The sequence below is a fragment of the Aeromicrobium sp. Leaf291 genome, from assembly GCF_001423365.1.
Taxonomy (GTDB): domain Bacteria; phylum Actinomycetota; class Actinomycetes; order Propionibacteriales; family Nocardioidaceae; genus Aeromicrobium.
On sequence record NZ_LMNM01000001.1, the window covers coordinates 1,389,006 to 1,405,071 of the forward strand.

A 16,066-nucleotide genomic window follows, 5' to 3' on the forward strand; every position below is an offset into this window, starting at 1 on the left:
GCCGTCAGGGGTGGGTCATGCTCATGACGTCGAGGGCGGCGTCGAGGTCGGCCTCGGAGAGGTCGCCACGCTCGACGTAGCCCTCCTCCAGCACGACCTCGCGGATCGTCTTGCGCTCCTTGACCGCCTTCTTGGCCACGGCCGCAGCGTTCTCGTAGCCGATGTGGCGGTTGAGGGGCGTGACCACCGAGGGGCTCGACTCGGCGAGCTCGAGGCACCGCTCGACGTTGGCCGTGATGCCGTCGACGCAGCGGTCGGCAAGGACGCGCGAGGTGTTGCCCAGCAGCCGGATCGACTCCAGGACGTTGCGGCCGATGACCGGCAGCTGCACGTTCAGCTCGAACGACCCCGACGCGCCCGCGTACGTGATCGTCGCGTCGTTGCCGATGACCTGCGCGCACACCATGAGCGTGGCCTCGGGCAGCACCGGGTTGACCTTGCCGGGCATGATGCTCGACCCGGGCTGCAGGTCCGGCAGGTTGATCTCGCCGAGACCCGTGCGGGGTCCGGAGCCCATCCAGCGCAGGTCGTTGCAGATCTTGGTGAGGCTGACGGCGACGGTGCGCAGCGCCCCGGACAGCTCGACGATCCCGTCGCGGGCGCCCTGGGCCTCGAAGTGGTCGGTGGCCTCGGTGATCGGCAGGCCCGTGTCGGCCGCGAGCAGCTCGATGACCCGCTGCGGGAACCCGACCGGGGTGTTGATGCCCGTGCCGACGGCGGTGCCGCCCAGAGGGACCTCGGCGGCCGACGGCAGGGCGCGCTCGATGCGGGCGATGCCCTTGCGCACCTGGGCCGCGTACCCGGCGAACTCCTGGCCGAGGGTCACGGGGGTGGCGTCCATCAGGTGCGTGCGGCCGGACTTCACGACCTCGGCGAACTCGTCGGCCTTGCGCTCCAGGGCCTGTGCGAGGTGGTCGAGGTCGGGCAGCAGCTCGTTGACCGTGGAGGCCGTGGCCGCCACGTGGATCGACGTCGGGAACACGTCGTTGCTCGACTGCGACGCGTTGACGTGGTCGTTCGGGTGCACGTCCTTGCCGAGCGAGCGCGTGGCGAGGGTGGCGATGACCTCGTTGGTGTTCATGTTGCTCGACGTGCCCGACCCGGTCTGGAACACGTCGATCGGGAACTGGGTGTCGTGGGCGCCGGTGGCGACCTCGGCCGCGGCGGCGACGATCGCCTCGGCGACGTCGGCGTCGAGGATGCCCAGCTCGGCGTTGGCCTTCGCGCAGGCACCCTTGATCTGGGCCAGGGCCTTGATCTGGGCCGGCTCGATCGGGGTGCCGGAGATCGGGAAGTTCTCGACGGCGCGCTGGGTCTGCGCACGCCAGAGGGCGTCGGCGGGCACCTTCACCTCGCCCATGGTGTCGTGCTCGATGCGCCAGGTCGTGTCGGTCTCGGTCATGCGACCACGCTAGCGCGGGCCCGTCGGACGGCTACTCGGCGGAGCGGACGCGCAGCCCGGTGACCGGCACGGTGACGCCACCGGACGGGTCGGTGAAGAAGTCGTTGCCCTTGTCGTCGACCACGATGAACGCCGGGAAGTCCTCGACCTCGATCTTCCAGACCGCCTCCATGCCCAGCTCGGGGTACTCCAGCACCTCCTGGCTGCGGATGCAGTCCTGTGCCAGACGGGCGGCCGGGCCACCGATGGAGCCCAGGTAGAAGCCGCCGAACGCGTCGCACGCCTCGGTGACCTGCTTGCTGCGGTTGCCCTTGGCGAGCATGACCAGGGAGCCACCGGCCTCCTGGAAGCGGCGCACGTAGGAGTCCATGCGGCCGGCCGTCGTCGGTCCGAACGACCCGGACGCCATGCCTTCGGGCGTCTTGGCCGGTCCGGCGTAGTAGACGGGGTGGTCCTTCATGTACTGCGGCATCGGCTTCCCGGCGTCGAGCAGCTCGGCGATCTTGGCGTGCGCGATGTCGCGAGCCACGACGAGCGGACCGGTGAGGGACAGCCGCGTCTTGACGGGGTACTGCGACAGCTGTGCGCGGATCTCGTCCATCGGTCGCGTGAGGTCGACCTGCACGACCTCGCCGCCGCTGATGTCCTCGGCCACGCCCGCGTCGGGCATGTACTGCGCCGGGTCGGTCTCGAGCTGCTCGAGGAACACGCCCTCGGGGGTGATCTTGGCGCGGGCCTGGCGGTCGGCCGAGCAGGACACGGCGATGGCCACGGGGCAGGAGGCGCCGTGGCGGGGCAGGCGCACGACGCGGACGTCGTGGCAGAAGTACTTGCCGCCGAACTGGGCGCCGATGCCGAACGACTGCGTCAGCTCGAAGACCTGCTGCTCCAGCTCGACGTCGCGGAAGCCGTGCGCGCTCATCGAGCCCTCGGTGGGCAGCTCGTCGAGGTAGTGCGCCGAGGCGTACTTGGCGGTCTTGAGCGCGAACTCCGCCGACGTGCCGCCGATGACGACCGCCAGGTGGTACGGCGGACAGGCGGCGGTGCCGAGGCTCTTGATCTTCTCGTCGAGGAACTCCAGCAGCCGCGTGGGGTTCAGGATCGCCTTCGTCTCCTGGTACAGGAACGACTTGTTGGCCGACCCGCCGCCCTTGGCCATGAACAGGAACGAGTACTCGGGAGTGGGCTTGGTGCCGGGCGTGGAGTACAGCTCGATCTGCGCCGGCAGGTTGGTGCCGGTGTTCTTCTCCTCGTACGTGGTGAGGGGAGCGAGCTGGCTGTACCGCAGGTTGAGCGTCGTGTAGGCGTCGTGCACGCCCCGGCTGATGGCCTCGGCGTCGTCGGCACCGGTGAGGACGCCCTCGGACTTCTTGCCCATGACGATCGCGGTGCCGGTGTCCTGGCACATGGGCAGCACGCCGCCGGCCGAGATGTTGACGTTCTTCAGCAGGTCGAGCGCCACGAACCGGTCGTTGCCGGAGGCCTCCGGGTCGTCGATGATGCGCCGCAGCTGGGCGAGGTGCGCGGGCCGCAGGTAGTGGCTGATGTCGTGCATCGCCTCCGCGGTGAGCCGGCGGATCGCCTCGGGCTCCACGTGCAGGAAGGTGCGGGTGCTGCCGTCCGGCAGGGTGACCTCGGACGTCGAGACGCCCTCGGTGGTGACGAGACGGTAGGGCGTCGCGTCGGGCCCGGTCGGGAGCAGGTCGGAGTAGAGGAAGTCTGCGGCTGCCACGGGGCGACCATAGCGTTCCGGGTCAGCGGGCGTGGCCGGTGAGGACCCAGTAGTGCTCGGCGCGGCCCTGCAGGTCGACGGGCACGGCGACGGCGCGGACGTCGTCCAGCACCTCACCGAGCCGCTCGCGCAGGGTCTCGGAGTCGGCCATCGACCACACGGCCAGCGTCCCGCCCGGCCTCAGCGCACGGGCGCACGCACGCACCCCGGTGGAGTCGTAGACGGCCGCGTTGGCGTCGTGCACGAGGAAGTCCGGTCCGTTGTCGACGTCGAGGAGCACGGCGTCGAGCGACGCCGCGGGCTGGGCCGCGACGACGTCGAGCACGTCGCCGACCACCACGGTGCAGCGCGGGTCGTCGAGCACCTCGGGACCGGCGCCGGCTCCGCCGCGCACCGCACGGATGACGCCGTCGTGCAGCTCCGCCACCACCAGCCGCTCGACCCGGCGACCATCCTCGGCCTCGAGCAGCGCACGGGCGGTGAACCCGAGCCCCAGGCCCCCGACGAGCACGTCGCGGGCCCCGAGATCGAGCGCGTGATCCGCGAGCAGCCGCTCGGAGGAGGTCTCGACGTCGTCCATCACGAAGACGCCGTTGACGCGCAGCTCGGTGGCGCCGTCGGCACGCGTCCGCACCACCACCTCGTCGTCCACGTCGGCCAGCCTAGGACGGTCGTCGTGGGCGGGGGTGTCGGTGGTCGGGGCTAGCGTCGCGCCATGACGCACACCCACCACGGCATCGACTACGTCGAGCTCCCGGCACCGGACCTGCAGGCCGCGAAGGCCTTCTACGGCGCGGCCTTCGGCTGGTCCTTCACCGACTACGGCCCGGCAGACGACCCCGCCTACGTCGGCATCCAGGCGCTCGACGGCGAGGGTGAGGTCGGCGGCCTCGACCCGGCCGGGACCCCGGGGACGAGCGGCCCGCTCGTGCAGCTGTGGTCGGCCGACCTCGAGGCCACGCGCCAGGCGGTCCTCGACGCCGGCGGCTCGGTGGTCGACGACATCTTCGCCTTCCCCGGTGGGCGGCGGTTCCACTTCACCGATCCCGCGGGCAATCGGCTCGGGGTGTGGAGCGAGTCCTGAGCCCCGGCCCTGGGACGACTAGTGCCGCGCGGAGGCGCGCTCGGTGGTGCGCACGACCGCGTCGATGATCGTGTCGTAGAGCTGGCTGGGCAGGTCGTGGGCCATGCCGGCGATCTCGAGGTGCTCCGAGCCCTTGAGCGCGGCGGCCGTCGCGCGGCCGCCCGAGCGGTGCACGAGCGGGTCCTTCAGGCCGTGGATCACGGTGGAGGGCACGTCGAGCGACTCGAGGTCCGTGGTGCGGTCCGGCTGCGTGAGGATCGCCATGAGCTGGCGCGTGACGCCGCCGGCCGACCAGCCGCGGTCGTACGTCTCGTAGGCGCGGTTGCGGGCGAACTCCTCGTCGGTCGGGAAGTCCGGGGACGAGATCATCGACGTGCCGCGTAGCGAGCGGGCCACGTACTCGTCGCGGGTGTGCCCGGCCTTGCTCAGCAGGGCCGGCAGGATCTTGGGGTTCTGGTACCCGACGGTGCGCTTGCCGGTGGTCGACATGATCGACGTCAGCGACAGCACGCGGTCGGGCTCGGCCACGGCCATGGTCTGCACGATCATCCCGCCCATCGACACGCCCACGACGTGCGCGGCGTCGATGCCGAGGTGGTCGAGCAGGCCGAAGGCGTCGGCGGCCAGGTCGCCGATGGAGTACGGCGCCTTCGCCAGGCCCGCCACCGCCTTGAGGATGTCGATCCGGCTGACCCGGTGCTGGCGCAGCTTGGTGGAGCGGCCGGTGTCGCGGTTGTCGTAGCGGACGACGAAGTAGCCACGGGCCACCAGACGCTCGCAGAACTCGCTGTCCCACCAGCCCATCGGCCCGCCCAGCCCCATGACGAGCAGGACGGGTGGATCACTCGGGTCACCGAACGTCTCGAAGCAGAGGTCGATGCCCGAGGGCAGGTGCGCGAACTGTTCTCCAGAACCGGCCATGGACCCGATCGTACGGTTTCGGGACCAGCCGGGCCCGTGGAACGGACGGTCGCCCGGTCGTCCGTCCGGCGGTCTAGGGTCGGACGATGGCCACCTCCGAGGAGATCGTCCGGTTCGACGACGCCGAGCCGCCGCCGGGATCGAGCCCCTGGGTCGGTGGTGCGGGACCGGGCCGCGAGGTGGCGGTCGTCGACCCGGACCCGACCTGGCCGGAGCAGGCGGCCGGCCTGGTCGCGACCCTGCGCGCCGCGCTCGGGCCGAACGTCGTGAGCCTCGAGCACGTGGGGTCCACGTCGGTGCCCGGGCTCCCGGCCAAGCCGATCATCGACCTTCTCCTGGTGGTGCCCGATCCCGCTGACGAGGACGCCTACGTCCCGGCGCTGGAGCAGCAGGGCTTCGTCCTGACGGTGCGCGAGCCGTGGTGGCACGGGCACCGGCTGCTGCGCCACGGCCGGCCGCGCACCAACCTGCACGTCCTCGAGCGCGACTCGGCCGAGACGGAGCGGATGCTGATGTTCCGCGACTGGCTGCGCAACCACCCCGACGATCGAGAGCTGTACGCGGAGGCCAAGCGAGCGGCGGCGGCAGCCGCGGCCGAGGCGGGAGAGCACGTGATGCAGTACAACGCACGCAAGCAGACGGTGGTGCGGGAGATCTACGCGCGGATCTTCGCCGCCGCGGGCCTGCCCCGACCGCGCTGACGGCACCTCACGGGCGGCGGAAGAGCGCGGTGAGGAGGAACTCCTCGCCGAAGAGCGTCGCCTCCGGGTCCTGGGCCAGCATCGGCCGGGACTCGACGGGCTCGAGGTCCTGGAAGATCCAGCGCAGCGACTCCGGCGTGAACGCCAGCCCGCCCTCCAGCCCGCCGCGCAGGTACAGCTCGGCGTCCGGGACGCTCGTGCCCATCTGCCCGTCGGCGAAGCAGACGATGCCGAGGACGCCGCCCGGGGCGAGGACGCGGTCGATCAGGCGCAGGTAGGCGATGCGTCGGTGCGGCGGCAGGTGGTGCAGGCAGCCCGAGTCGTACACCAGGTCGTACGGTCCCGTCAGGGTCGCGCCGGCCTCGCCGAGTGCGTCGCCGACGTGGAAGCGCGGTGCCGGCTCCTGGGCTGGCTCCTGAGCGGGTGCGTGCTCGCGGGCCCACGCGACGGCGGTCTGCGACAGGTCGATGCCGTCGACCTGGAACCCGCGCGACGCCAGGTGACGGGCATTGCGCCCTGCGCCGCAGCCCAGGTCGAGCGCGCGTCCCGGAGGCACCAGCCCGGCGTCGAGCCACGCGACGAGGTTCTCGTCGGGCTTGTCGACGAAGAACGGCACCGGGCGCGACCGGTCGGTGTAGAAGTCGTCCCACCAGGACCGGCCCGCCCCGTCGGACCACCGGTCGGCGGTCGAGTCGAAGAGGGTGTCCATGAGGGCCAGCACGTCGTCGACGCTGCGCACGTGACGGGCGCGTCCCTCGTCAGACGTCTCCATGGATCCCCCGATCGTCGGCCATGCGGCGGTTCAGGGCAGGCTCAGTGCTCGTAGTCGATCGACGAGTACGCCTTGAGCTTCGTGAGCTGGTGCTCGCTGGTGATCTTGCGGATCGTGCCGCTGCGCGAGCGCATGACGATCGACTCGGTGAACGCCTTGCCGGCCGAGTAGCGCACCCCGGACAGCAGCTCGCCGTCGGTGATGCCGGTGGCCACGAAGAAGCAGTCGTCGGCGACCACGAGGTCGTCGGTGAGCAGCACGCGGTCGAGGTCGTGGCCGGCGTCGATCGCACGCTGACGCTCGTCGTCGTCGGTGGGGGCGAGGCGGCCCTGGATCACGCCGCCGATCGCCTTGATGGCGCAGGCGGTGATGATGCCCTCGGGCGTGCCGCCGGTGCCGACGAGCAGGTCCACCCCGGAGTCGGGCTGCACCGCCACGATGGCCCCGGCGACGTCGCCGTCGCTGATGAACTTGATGCGCGCGCCCGCGTCACGGATCTGCTGCGTGAGGTCGGCGTGGCGGGGTCGGTCGAGCACGCAGACCGTGACGTCGCTGTTGCTGATGCCCTTGGCCCTGGCCACGCGGGCGATGTTCTCGGCCACGGGGAGCCGGATGTCGACGGCATCGGCGGCCTCGGGGCCGGCCACGAGCTTCTCCATGTAGAAGACGGCCGACGGGTCGTACATGGAGCCGCGGGGCGCGACGGCCATGACCGCGATGGCGTTGGGCATGCCCTTGGCGCAGAGCGTCGTGCCGTCGATCGGGTCGACCGCCACGTCGCACTCCGGGCCCGTGCCGTCGCCGACGTGCTCGCCGTTGAACAGCATCGGGGCCTCGTCCTTCTCGCCCTCGCCGATGACGACGACGCCGTCCATCGCGACGGTGTTGATGAGGCTCCGCATCGCGTTGACGGCCACGCCGTCGGCGCCGTTCTTGTCCCCGCGTCCGACCCAGCGGCCGGCGGCCATGGCGCCGGCCTCCGTGACTCGGACGAGGTCCAGGGCGAGGTTGCGGTCCGGGGCTTGGGCGGCGGGCTGCAGGCTGTCCACGAGTGCACCCTACCGGCGACGGGCGTCGCTCAGATCCCGTGCACCTGGACCTCGCTCGCCTTGACCACCAGGTGGACGCGTCGGCCGGGCTCCAGCCGCAGCTCGGCGACGGCGTCGACGGTCACGTCGGCGCTCACGACGTCGGTCCGCACGAGCGCGCGCTGGCCGCGCGGCTCGACCGACGTGACGGTGGCGGGCCACACGTTGCGTGGGCTCCCGACGGGGGCGTCGAGGTGCACCGCGACCGCCGTCGGGTCCAGGACGGCCACGGCCGGGCTGCCGTCGGGGAGCGCGGCCGTGGCGGCGTGCACCACCAGTCCGTCGTCACCGTGCAGGCCCGGGCCGGTCGCGGTGCCGCGCACCAGGTTGAGTCCGGCGAGGTCGGCGGCGAACCTGCTCCGTGGCTGCTCCAGGACGCGCGCGGTGGGGCCGACGTCGACCAGACGGCCGTCCTCGACGACCGCGAGCCGGTCCGTCAGCAGCAGGGCGTCGAGCACGTCGTGGGTGACCAGGACGGCCGTCCCGCCGTCCTGCCGACGTCGGCGCAGCACCTGCGCGAGCGCCGAGCGCAGCAGGGGGACGGTGCCCGCGTCGAGGGCGGCCATCGGCTCGTCGAGCAGCAGCAGACGTGGGTCGGGGGCCAGTGCCCTGGCCAGGGCGACCCGAGCCGCCTGACCGCCCGACAGGGTGCCGGGCCGACGGTCCGCCAGGTCCGCGCAGCCCAGCTCGTCGAGATGGTCGCGGGCGGTCTCCCGTGCCGCGGCCCTCGAGGCGCCCGCGCTGCGTGGGCCGAAGGCCACGTTGTCGAGGACGCCGAGGTGCGGGAACAGCAGCGGTTCCTGCGCGAGCAGGCCGACGCCGCGCTCGTGCGGGGCGCACCACGTGCCGGAGGCGGTGTCGAGCAGGACCTCGCCGTCGACGACCACGCGACCGTGCTGCGGACGCAGCGTGCCGGCGAGCGTGGCGAGCACGGTCGACTTCCCGGCTCCGTTGGGCCCCACGAGGCCCAGGGTGGTGCCCGGCGCGACGTCGAGCTCGAGCATGACGCCGCGGTCGGGGGCGTCGACGACCAGCTGCACGCTCACAGGGAGGACCCCCGTCCGCGGACCAGCGCGATCACGGCGACCGCCGCGACGACGAGCAGCAGCGACAGCGCGACGGCGGCGTCGGGATCGGTCTCGCGCTGCAGGTAGATCTCGAGCGGCAGCGTGCGCGTGACCCCCTGCAGGCTGCCGGCGAAGGTGATCGTGGCGCCGAACTCGCCCAGCGCGCGGGCGAACGCCAGCACGGCGCCGGAGAGCAGACCCGGGAGCACGAGGGGGATGCTGACCCGGCGCAGGACCGTGGTGGGGCGGGCCCCGAGCGTCGCGGCCACCACCTCGTAGCGCCGGCCCGCCGTGCGAAGGCTGCCCTCCAGGCTGATCACCAGGAACGGCAGAGCGACGAACGTCTGCGCCAGCACCACCGCGGTCGTGGAGAACGCCACCTGCACGCCCAGCACGTCCAGCGACTCGCCCAGCAGCCCCCGCCGACCGAACGTGGCCAGCAGCGCGATGCCTCCCACGACCGGTGGCAGCACCAGCGGGAGCAGGACGAGCGCGCGCAGGAGCGCCTGGCCGGGGAACCGGGCGCGCGCCAGCACGAAGGCCATGGGCACGCCCAGCACGATGCACAGCACCGTGGACACCGCCGCCGTCCGCAGGCTCAGCCGGAGGGCCGACCGCGCCGACTCCGACGTCAGCAGCGACGGCAGGTCGGTCCACTCGACGCGAGCCAGCAGGGCCACGAGCGGCAGCACCACCAGGGCGGCGCCGGCCGCAGCGGGCACCCAGATCCAGCCGGGCAGGTCGCCGGAGGTGGGGGAGCGGTCCCCGCGGGGCCAGCCCGCCCCCCGCCCCCCTGCCCCGCGCCGCCCAGCGGGGGCCTGCGCGGGAGTCGGCGTGGTCACGGCGGGCCGAAGCCGGCGTCGTCCAGCACCTTCTGACCCTCGTCGCTCGTGACCCACTCGACCCAGTCCTGTGCGAGCCCGGGCTGGCGGGCGTCCGCGAGCGCTGCGATCGGGTAGGTGTTGACCACGTCCTCGGCGCCGGGGACCTCGACGGTCTCGACGTCGTCGCCCGCGGCCTCGGCGTCCGTCACGTACACGAGGCCTGCGTCGGCCTCGCCGGCCGCGACCTTGGCCAGCACGTCGGTCACCGACTGCTCCTCGCTGTCGGGAGCCAGCGTGACGCCGTCCTTCTTCGCGAGCTTCTCGGAGGCGGCACCGCACGGCACCTGGGGCGCGCAGACCACGACGTCGAGGTCGGGGTTGCCAAGGTCGGCCAGCGACGTGACGTCGCCCGGGTCGTCCGGTGGGGTGACGATGACGAGCGTGTTGGTGGCGAAGTCCTGCGGCTCGCCCTCCACGAGGTCCTCGTCGACGAGCGTCGTCATGTTCTTCTCGTCGGCCGAGGCGAACACGTCGGCCGGGGCGCCCTCGGCGATCTGCGCGGCGAGGTCGGACGACCCGGCGAAGCTCAGCTCCACGGTCACGCCCTCGTTCTGCTCCTCGAAGCGGTCGGCGAGCTCGGTGAACGAACCCTTCAACGAGGCCGCCGCGAACACGGTGAGCGTGCTGTCGACGTCGGCCCGGGGGTCCACGGCGTCGCTGTTGCCGCAGCCGGACAGGACCAGGGGGAGGGTCAGGACGAGCAGGGCGAGACGCTTCACGGGGTGACCTCCAGCGAGACGTTGGTGGACTTGACGGTGGCCCAGGCGATGGCGCCGGGCTCGAGGCCGAGGGCGTCGACGGACTCGCGACTGACGAGGGAGACCACGCGGTAGGGCCCGCAGACGAGCTCGACCTGGGCCATCACGGTGTCGGCCGTGACCCGCGTGACGATGCCGCGCAGCCGGTTGCGCGCGCTCGTGTGCTCGGGTCCGTGGTCGGGGGTCGCCGCGTGGTCGGCGGCGAGCCTCGCGAGGTCGACCCCCTCGATGCCGGCCCGGCCGTCGGCGTCGACCGGGTTGAACCGGCCCTGCTGCTGCCAGCGTCGTAGGGTGTCATCGCTGACGCCGACGAGCGCGGCGGCGTCGGAGAGCCTGTGCACGACCATGACCGGAGCCTAGCCGCACTCGCGGCGGAACACCGACGAACCAGCCGCAGGTGCGGCACGACAGAGCAGCGGAGGACGCATGGCCGGTTCCAGTCGAGGCAATCCCAAGCTGGGGGACATCCTCCGCTCCGTCGGGGTCCTCGGCGCAGCCCTGCTGCTGGTCTGGGCCGCGACGCAGTTCCTGTTCGGCAGCACGCCCGAGACGCCCGACGTGCCCGCGGTCGACTACTCCGCCGTGCTGCCGGGCGCCGAGCGCGAGACGGGGGCCGACCTGCTGGCGCCCACGTCGCTGCCGGAGGGCTGGAAGGTCACGTCGTCGCGGGTGCGCGACGGCGTGTGGAGCCTGGGGACGTTGACGTCCGACACCGACTTCATCGGGCTCACGCAGGCACCCGAGGGCGAGGAAGCCGCCGTCGACGAGTACGCCGAGGGCAGCGAGCGGGTGGACGACGTGCAGGTCGGTGGCGAGACCTGGACCCGCTGGACCTCACCGGACGGCGAGAGCACCTACTCGCGCGAGGTGGAGGGTCCCGAGCAGCGCACCACCGCCGTCGTGACGAGCGACGTGGACCGCGCGACGCTCGAGCAGTACCTCGCGTCCCTCGCCTGAGCCGGGCGGTCGATCCCGGTCAGGCCTCGTCGTCCTCGTCGTCGTCGTGGCCGGCGGCACGGTCGAGCCGCGCGCGGGCGCCGTCGAGCCACCGCTGGCAGACGGCGGCCAGGTGCTCGCCGCGCTCCCACAGGGCGAGCGACTCCTCCAGGCCGACGCCACCGTTCTCGAGCCGCTGGACGACGCTGACCAGCTCGTCGCGGGCCTGCTCGTAGGAGAGCTCCTGCCCGTCGGGCTCCGTCTCGGGGGCGGGGTCAGTCGTCATGGCGGGTCTCCTCGGTGCGGTCGGTGGTGACGTGGGCGCTGCCGTCGGCCAGGCGCACGACGAAGGCGTCGGGGACGTCGTTGACCGACGTGAGCACGTGCCCGTCGGCGGTCTGGGCCACGGCGTAGCCGCGCTCGAGCGTGGCCAGTGGCGACAGGGCCCGCACTCGCGCGAGGTGGTGGCCGACGGCGTCGTGCTCGCGGTCGAGCCGGTGCCCGAGCGCCCGGTGGGTGCGTTCGCGCAGGTGCGCCAGGGCGTCCTCCTGGGCGTCGACGAGCGTGAGTGGCGCGGCGAGCACCGGCCGGGAGCGCAGCTGGGCCAGCGCGTGCGCCTCGTGCGCGACGAAGCCCGAGACGGCCCGGCGCAGGCGGGCGCGGGCACCGGCGAGCCGGTCGTTCTCCTCGGCGGCGTCGGGGACCACCCGCTTGGCGGCGTCGGTGGGTGTGGACGCGCGGACGTCGGCCACGAGGTCGAGCAGCGGTGTGTCCTGCTCGTGGCCGATGGCGCTGACCACCGGCACGCGGCAGGCGTGGACGGTGCGCACCAGGGCCTCGTCGGAGAACGGCAGGAGGTCCTCGAGCGACCCGCCGCCGCGCGCGACCACGATGACGTCGACCTGCGACGCGAGCTCCTCGACGGCGGCGGCCACGGCGCGGGCCGAGCCGCTGCCCTGCATGAGGGCGTGCCGGACCTCGAACCGCACCCCGGGCCAGCGCAGCCGGGCGTTCTCGAGCACGTCGCGCTCGGCCGCCGAGGCGCGGCCGGTGACCAGGCCGACGGTGCCGGGCAGGAACGGCAGCGGCTTCTTGAGCCGGGCGTCGAACAGGCCCTCGGCGGCCAGCAGCTGCTTGCGGCGCTCGAGCTGGGCGAGCAGCTCGCCCTCGCCGGCGGGCCGGATCTCGCGGATCTGCAGGGTCAGCGACCCGTTGGGCTCGTAGAACTCCGGCTTGGCGTGCACGACCACCCGCGCGCCCTCGGTGACCGGGGCGGGGGACGCGTCGAGCACCGAGGCGTGGCACGTGGCGCGCACCGAGAGGGTGGCGCGCAGGTCGCGCAGGACGAGGAAGCAGATGCCGGGACGACGGGTCAGCTGGGCGACCTCGGCCTCGACCCACACCGGCCCGAGCCGGCCGACCCACTGCCCGATGAGCGTGGAGACCTGGCGCAGCGGCGCGGGGGAGTCCGCGCTCGTGTCCAGGGCCATGGCCCACACCCTAGGAGGTGGCCCCGACGCTCCGCGCCACCCACGGCCCTCCCCGTCCCGGCCCGTCGGAGGCAGGTGACGCACCGAACGAGCCGTCAGAGGTAGGTGACGCACCGAACGGCTCGCCTGGAGGTAGGTCTCGCACCTCGTCGACGGCCGATGAGGTGCGAGACCTACCTCCGAGGCCGGAGGCGGCGGCGGACGTCCTCGACGTCTGCCCCCGGTCGTTACGATGAGGTCATGACGACCAACGTGCACCTCGGCATGCCCCCCGTCGGCGGGAGCGTCCTCCTCGCCGACCCGCGCGGCTACTGCGCAGGCGTCGACCGCGCCGTCATCACGGTCGAGAAGGCGCTCGACCTCTACGGCGCCCCCGTGTACGTGCGCAAGCAGATCGTGCACAACAAGCACGTCGTCAACACGCTGGCCGACCGTGGCGCGATCTTCGTGGAGGAGCTCGACGAGGTGCCCGAGGGCGCCACGGTCGTGTTCTCCGCCCACGGCGTGTCGCCGATGGTGCACGCCGAGGCGGCCGAGCGGAGCCTCAAGACGATCGACGCCACCTGCCCGCTGGTCACCAAGGTGCACCACGAGGCGCGTCGGTTCGCCGCCGACGACTACCGCATCCTGCTCATCGGTCACGAGGGCCACGAGGAGGTCGAGGGCACCGCGGGCGAGGCTCCCGAGCACATCACGCTCGTGCAGAGCCCGGCCGACGTCGACGACCTCGAGTTCCCCGAGGGCACCAAGCTGTCGTGGCTGTCGCAGACCACCCTGAGCGTCGACGAGACCATGGAGACGGTGCGCCGGCTGCGCGAGAAGTTCCCGCAGCTGGAGGACCCGCCGTCCGACGACATCTGCTACGCCACCCAGAACCGTCAGGTCGCGGTCAAGGAGATCGCGAAGGACGCCGACCTGGTCATCGTCGTCGGCTCGTCGAACTCCTCCAACTCGGTCCGCCTCGTCGAGGTCGCGCTCGAGGCCGGCGCCAAGGCGTCGTACCGGATCGACGACATCAGCGAGTTCGACGAGGCCTGGCTCGACGGCGTCGAGACCGTGGGCGTCACGTCCGGCGCCTCGGTGCCCGACGACCTCGTGCAGGACGTGCTGACGTACCTCTCGGAGCACGGCCACCCCGACGCCGCGGCCGTCCGCACCGCCGACGAGACCCTCACCTTCGCCCTCCCGCCCGAGCTGCGCAAGGACATGAAGGCCGCCGGCCTCGTCTGAGCAGTCCCACGAGTCCCATCAGGTGATGGGAATCCCCCACTCACCTCGGTGTTCCCTCCAGGGTCAGTGAGGAAGAACCAGGGGGAGCTCGTGATTCCCATCAGGTGATGGGAATCGCCGACCCGGGTCGCGGCGCTCAGCGCCGCCGGTCGGGCTTGACGACCAGAGCGGTGCCGCCACCGCGGCGCTCGGGCTCGGCGACCGCGATGAGCCGACCGCGCCGGTCCTGCTCGATCGCGGCGGCTGCGCCGATCTCGGCCTGCGAGGTGAAGGCGTCGCCCGACGGCGTGAGCTGCTGGCCGAACGGGGCGAGCAGCGAGCCGTACTGCTCGATGAACGCGGGCTCGGCGGGCGTCACCGCGACGTTGCGCTGTGACGCGCGCGGTGCGGCCACGGCCTGCGGCAGGGTCATGCCGAGGTCGATGCGGTTCACCAGCACCTGCAGCACCGTCGTGATGATGGTGGCGCCGCCCGGCGAGCCGACGACGTACTTCACCCGGCCACGGTCGAGCACGATGGTGGGCGACATCGACGAACGCGGACGCTTGCCGGGCTCGATGCGGTTCGGGTCCTTCGGGTCGTAGACGGCCGTGAAGTCGGTCAGCTCGTTGTTGAGCAGGAAACCGCGGCCGGGGACGGTGATGCCCGACCCACCGGTCTGCTCGATCGTGAGCGTGTACGAGGCGGCGTTGCCCCACCGGTCGACGACGGACAGGTGGGTGGTGGAGATGTTCTCGGTGTCGGGCTTCTCCTCGTTGGCCACCGTGGCACAACCGGAGCCGTCCAGTGCGCCGGCGGCGACGGGGCGGCTCGACGCCTTGGTGGGGTCGATGGTGCAGGCCCGCGAGTCGGCGAAGCGCTGGCTGAGCAGCGTCGACGTCGGCACGCCCGGCACGTCGCCGACGTAGGCGGCGCGGTCGGCGAAGACTCGGGCTGAGGTCTCGAGGAACAGGTGCAACGACGTGCCGAGGCGCTGCCCCCCACCGAGCCGGAACCCCTCGAGGATGTTGAGCGCCTCGCCCACCGCGATGCCACCGGAGGACGACGGCGCCATGCCGAACACGTCGAGGCCGCGGTAGCGGGCCCGTGTCGGCGCCTGGCGGTCCACGCGGTACCCGGCGAGGTCGCGCTCGGTCATGGAGCCGGCGGGTGCGGGCAGGTCGGCGGCAGGGTCCTTGGGCGGTGCCTGCACGGTGCGGGCGACGTCGCGGGCGACCGCGCCGGTGTAGAAGGCGCGTGGTCCCTTCGCCGCGAGGAGCGAGAGCGTGCGGGCGAGATCGGGGTTGCGGAACGTGCTGCCGACCTTCGGTGCGTCGCCGCCCGGCAGGAACAGCTTCGCCGTGGCGGGGAAGGCCGCGAAGCGCTCGGCGTTGTCGAGCGTCTGGCTGCGGAACGTCTCGTCGACACGGAAGCCCCTCGAGGCCAGGGCGATGGACGGCGCCAGGGCCTTGCGCAGCGACCACCTGCCGTGGTCGCGCAGCGCCGCCTCCCAGGTGGCCGGGGTGCCGGGGACGCCGACGGCCACGCCGGACGAGACGAGGTCGGGCGTGAACGGGTAGGGCTCGCCGGTCGCGGGGTCGATGAACGCGTCACGGGTGATGCCGGCGGGCGCGGTCTCACGGCCGTCGATCGTCGACACCTTCTTGCGCTTCGCGTCGTAGTAGACGAAGTAGCCGCCACCGCCGATCCCGGCGCTGTAGGGCTCGGTGACGCCCAGCGCCGACGCGGTGGCCACGGCGGCGTCGGCCGCGTTGCCGCCACGCTTCAGCACCTCGAGTCCCACGCGGGACGCCTCGGCGTCGACGGACGACACGGCTCCACCCGAGCCGACGGCGGTCGACGAGCCTGAGGGTGGTCCCGGGGCCGGCGTGCGGGCCTCGGCGGCCGACGTCGTGGCGACAAGCGCGGTGGTGGCCAGCCCGACGGCGAGCAAGCCGGTGGTGAGACGGACGGACGTGCGTGCGGTCATGGTGCGACCTGCTTCCCCCGAAGTCGGCCCTG

Annotated in this window: 17 protein-coding genes; 4 read left to right on the top strand and 13 right to left on the bottom strand. The window is 72.7% G+C overall.

Going from position 1 to position 16,066, the window contains the following annotated elements:
• Positions 1 to 4: 4 nt before the first annotated feature.
• Genes ASF35_RS06930 through ASF35_RS06940 form a run of 3 tightly spaced genes read right to left on the bottom strand, consistent with a single transcriptional unit; the run spans position 5 to position 3,786 of the window.
• Positions 5 to 1,402 carry an aspartate ammonia-lyase gene (locus tag ASF35_RS06930; RefSeq protein ID WP_055964708.1) on the bottom strand — a complete coding sequence of 466 codons (1,398 nt, stop codon included), beginning with the start codon at positions 1,400 to 1,402 and terminating at the stop codon, positions 5 to 7.
• Between the two features lie 31 nt (positions 1,403 to 1,433).
• On the bottom strand, positions 1,434 to 3,134 hold the full coding sequence (locus ASF35_RS06935) for a fumarate hydratase (RefSeq protein WP_055964712.1): 1,701 nt from the start codon (positions 3,132 to 3,134) through the stop codon (positions 1,434 to 1,436).
• A gap of 22 nt (positions 3,135 to 3,156) precedes the next feature.
• The gene (locus ASF35_RS06940; protein ID WP_055964715.1) at positions 3,157 to 3,786 is read right to left on the bottom strand and encodes a hypothetical protein; all 630 of its coding nucleotides are present in this window, start codon (positions 3,784 to 3,786) and stop codon (positions 3,157 to 3,159) included.
• A gap of 63 nt (positions 3,787 to 3,849) precedes the next feature.
• Between ASF35_RS06940 and ASF35_RS06945 the strand changes: the two genes are divergently transcribed.
• Positions 3,850 to 4,218, top strand: coding sequence for a VOC family protein (locus ASF35_RS06945; protein WP_055964718.1), 369 nt, complete (start codon positions 3,850 to 3,852; stop codon positions 4,216 to 4,218).
• An 18-nt stretch (positions 4,219 to 4,236) separates the two neighbouring features.
• Here the strand turns inward: ASF35_RS06945 and ASF35_RS06950 are convergent, their stop codons facing one another.
• Positions 4,237 to 5,139 carry an alpha/beta fold hydrolase gene (locus ASF35_RS06950; protein ID WP_055964721.1) on the bottom strand — a complete coding sequence of 301 codons (903 nt, stop codon included), beginning with the start codon at positions 5,137 to 5,139 and terminating at the stop codon, positions 4,237 to 4,239.
• An 86-nt stretch (positions 5,140 to 5,225) separates the two neighbouring features.
• On the opposite strand from ASF35_RS06950, the gene ASF35_RS06955 reads away from it, so the two are divergent.
• Positions 5,226 to 5,840 carry a GrpB family protein gene (locus tag ASF35_RS06955; protein WP_055964723.1) on the top strand — a complete coding sequence of 205 codons (615 nt, stop codon included), beginning with the start codon at positions 5,226 to 5,228 and terminating at the stop codon, positions 5,838 to 5,840.
• Between the two features lie 7 nt (positions 5,841 to 5,847).
• Here the strand turns inward: ASF35_RS06955 and ASF35_RS06960 are convergent, their stop codons facing one another.
• From ASF35_RS06960 to ASF35_RS06985, 6 genes are all read right to left on the bottom strand, one after another.
• Positions 5,848 to 6,612, bottom strand: a complete 765-nt coding sequence (locus ASF35_RS06960; RefSeq protein WP_055964726.1) for a class I SAM-dependent methyltransferase — start codon at positions 6,610 to 6,612, stop codon at positions 5,848 to 5,850.
• 41 nt (positions 6,613 to 6,653) lie between these two features.
• Complete coding sequence (gene glpX / locus ASF35_RS06965; protein ID WP_055964729.1) at positions 6,654 to 7,661, bottom strand: class II fructose-bisphosphatase; 1,008 nt, start codon at positions 7,659 to 7,661, stop codon at positions 6,654 to 6,656.
• Positions 7,662 to 7,690: 29 nt separating this feature from the next.
• Positions 7,691 to 8,746: a sulfate/molybdate ABC transporter ATP-binding protein gene (locus ASF35_RS06970; RefSeq protein WP_235499117.1), complete on the bottom strand. Its 1,056-nt coding sequence runs from the start codon at positions 8,744 to 8,746 to the stop codon at positions 7,691 to 7,693.
• On the bottom strand, positions 8,743 to 9,489 hold the full coding sequence (locus tag ASF35_RS06975; protein ID WP_369796984.1) for an ABC transporter permease: 747 nt from the start codon (positions 9,487 to 9,489) through the stop codon (positions 8,743 to 8,745). Before ASF35_RS06975 ends, ASF35_RS06970 begins: the two co-directional genes overlap by 4 nt.
• Positions 9,490 to 9,605: 116 nt before the next feature.
• Positions 9,606 to 10,370 carry a molybdate ABC transporter substrate-binding protein gene (gene modA, locus ASF35_RS06980; RefSeq protein WP_055964732.1) on the bottom strand — a complete coding sequence of 255 codons (765 nt, stop codon included), beginning with the start codon at positions 10,368 to 10,370 and terminating at the stop codon, positions 9,606 to 9,608.
• Entirely contained in the window at positions 10,367 to 10,756 is a 390-nt protein-coding gene (locus ASF35_RS06985) for a molybdopterin-binding protein (protein WP_055964735.1), read from the bottom strand. The genes modA and ASF35_RS06985 overlap by 4 nt, the downstream gene beginning before the upstream one ends.
• A gap of 79 nt (positions 10,757 to 10,835) precedes the next feature.
• Between ASF35_RS06985 and ASF35_RS06990 the strand changes: the two genes are divergently transcribed.
• Complete coding sequence (locus ASF35_RS06990) at positions 10,836 to 11,366, top strand: DUF4245 domain-containing protein (protein WP_055964738.1); 531 nt, start codon at positions 10,836 to 10,838, stop codon at positions 11,364 to 11,366.
• A 19-nt stretch (positions 11,367 to 11,385) separates the two neighbouring features.
• Here ASF35_RS06990 and ASF35_RS06995 read toward each other — a convergent pair whose 3' ends face one another.
• Entirely contained in the window at positions 11,386 to 11,631 is a 246-nt protein-coding gene (locus ASF35_RS06995; RefSeq protein WP_055964741.1) for an exodeoxyribonuclease VII small subunit, read from the bottom strand.
• On the bottom strand, positions 11,621 to 12,835 hold the full coding sequence (gene xseA / locus ASF35_RS07000; RefSeq protein ID WP_055964744.1) for an exodeoxyribonuclease VII large subunit: 1,215 nt from the start codon (positions 12,833 to 12,835) through the stop codon (positions 11,621 to 11,623). The genes ASF35_RS06995 and xseA overlap by 11 nt, the downstream gene beginning before the upstream one ends.
• Positions 12,836 to 13,075: 240 nt before the next feature.
• Here xseA and ASF35_RS07005 point away from each other — a divergent pair, with 240 nt between their 5' ends.
• Positions 13,076 to 14,065, top strand: a complete 990-nt coding sequence (locus ASF35_RS07005; protein WP_055964747.1) for a 4-hydroxy-3-methylbut-2-enyl diphosphate reductase — start codon at positions 13,076 to 13,078, stop codon at positions 14,063 to 14,065.
• A gap of 136 nt (positions 14,066 to 14,201) precedes the next feature.
• Here the strand turns inward: ASF35_RS07005 and ggt are convergent, their stop codons facing one another.
• Positions 14,202 to 16,034 (bottom strand): gamma-glutamyltransferase, encoded by a 1,833-nt coding sequence (gene ggt, locus ASF35_RS07010; RefSeq protein WP_055964750.1) that lies wholly within the window; start codon positions 16,032 to 16,034, stop codon positions 14,202 to 14,204.
• Positions 16,035 to 16,066 lie beyond the last annotated feature (32 nt).

Bases quoted from the DNA above. Each gene is read 5' to 3' on its own strand.
- ASF35_RS06930 (WP_055964708.1), bottom strand. From the start codon at position 1,402: ATGACCGAGACCGACACGACCTGGCGCATCGAGCACGACACCATGGGC.
- ASF35_RS06945 (WP_055964718.1), top strand. From the start codon at position 3,850: ATGACGCACACCCACCACGGCATCGACTACGTCGAGCTCCCGGCACCG.
- ASF35_RS06950 (WP_055964721.1), bottom strand. From the start codon at position 5,139: ATGGCCGGTTCTGGAGAACAGTTCGCGCACCTGCCCTCGGGCATCGAC.
- ASF35_RS06955 (WP_055964723.1), top strand. From the start codon at position 5,226: ATGGCCACCTCCGAGGAGATCGTCCGGTTCGACGACGCCGAGCCGCCG.
- ASF35_RS06960 (WP_055964726.1), bottom strand. From the start codon at position 6,612: ATGGAGACGTCTGACGAGGGACGCGCCCGTCACGTGCGCAGCGTCGAC.
- ASF35_RS06985 (WP_055964735.1), bottom strand. From the start codon at position 10,756: ATGGTCGTGCACAGGCTCTCCGACGCCGCCGCGCTCGTCGGCGTCAGC.
- ASF35_RS06990 (WP_055964738.1), top strand. From the start codon at position 10,836: ATGGCCGGTTCCAGTCGAGGCAATCCCAAGCTGGGGGACATCCTCCGC.
- ASF35_RS06995 (WP_055964741.1), bottom strand. From the start codon at position 11,631: ATGACGACTGACCCCGCCCCCGAGACGGAGCCCGACGGGCAGGAGCTC.
- xseA (WP_055964744.1), bottom strand. From the start codon at position 12,835: ATGGCCCTGGACACGAGCGCGGACTCCCCCGCGCCGCTGCGCCAGGTC.
- ASF35_RS07005 (WP_055964747.1), top strand. From the start codon at position 13,076: ATGACGACCAACGTGCACCTCGGCATGCCCCCCGTCGGCGGGAGCGTC.
- ggt (WP_055964750.1), bottom strand. From the start codon at position 16,034: ATGACCGCACGCACGTCCGTCCGTCTCACCACCGGCTTGCTCGCCGTC.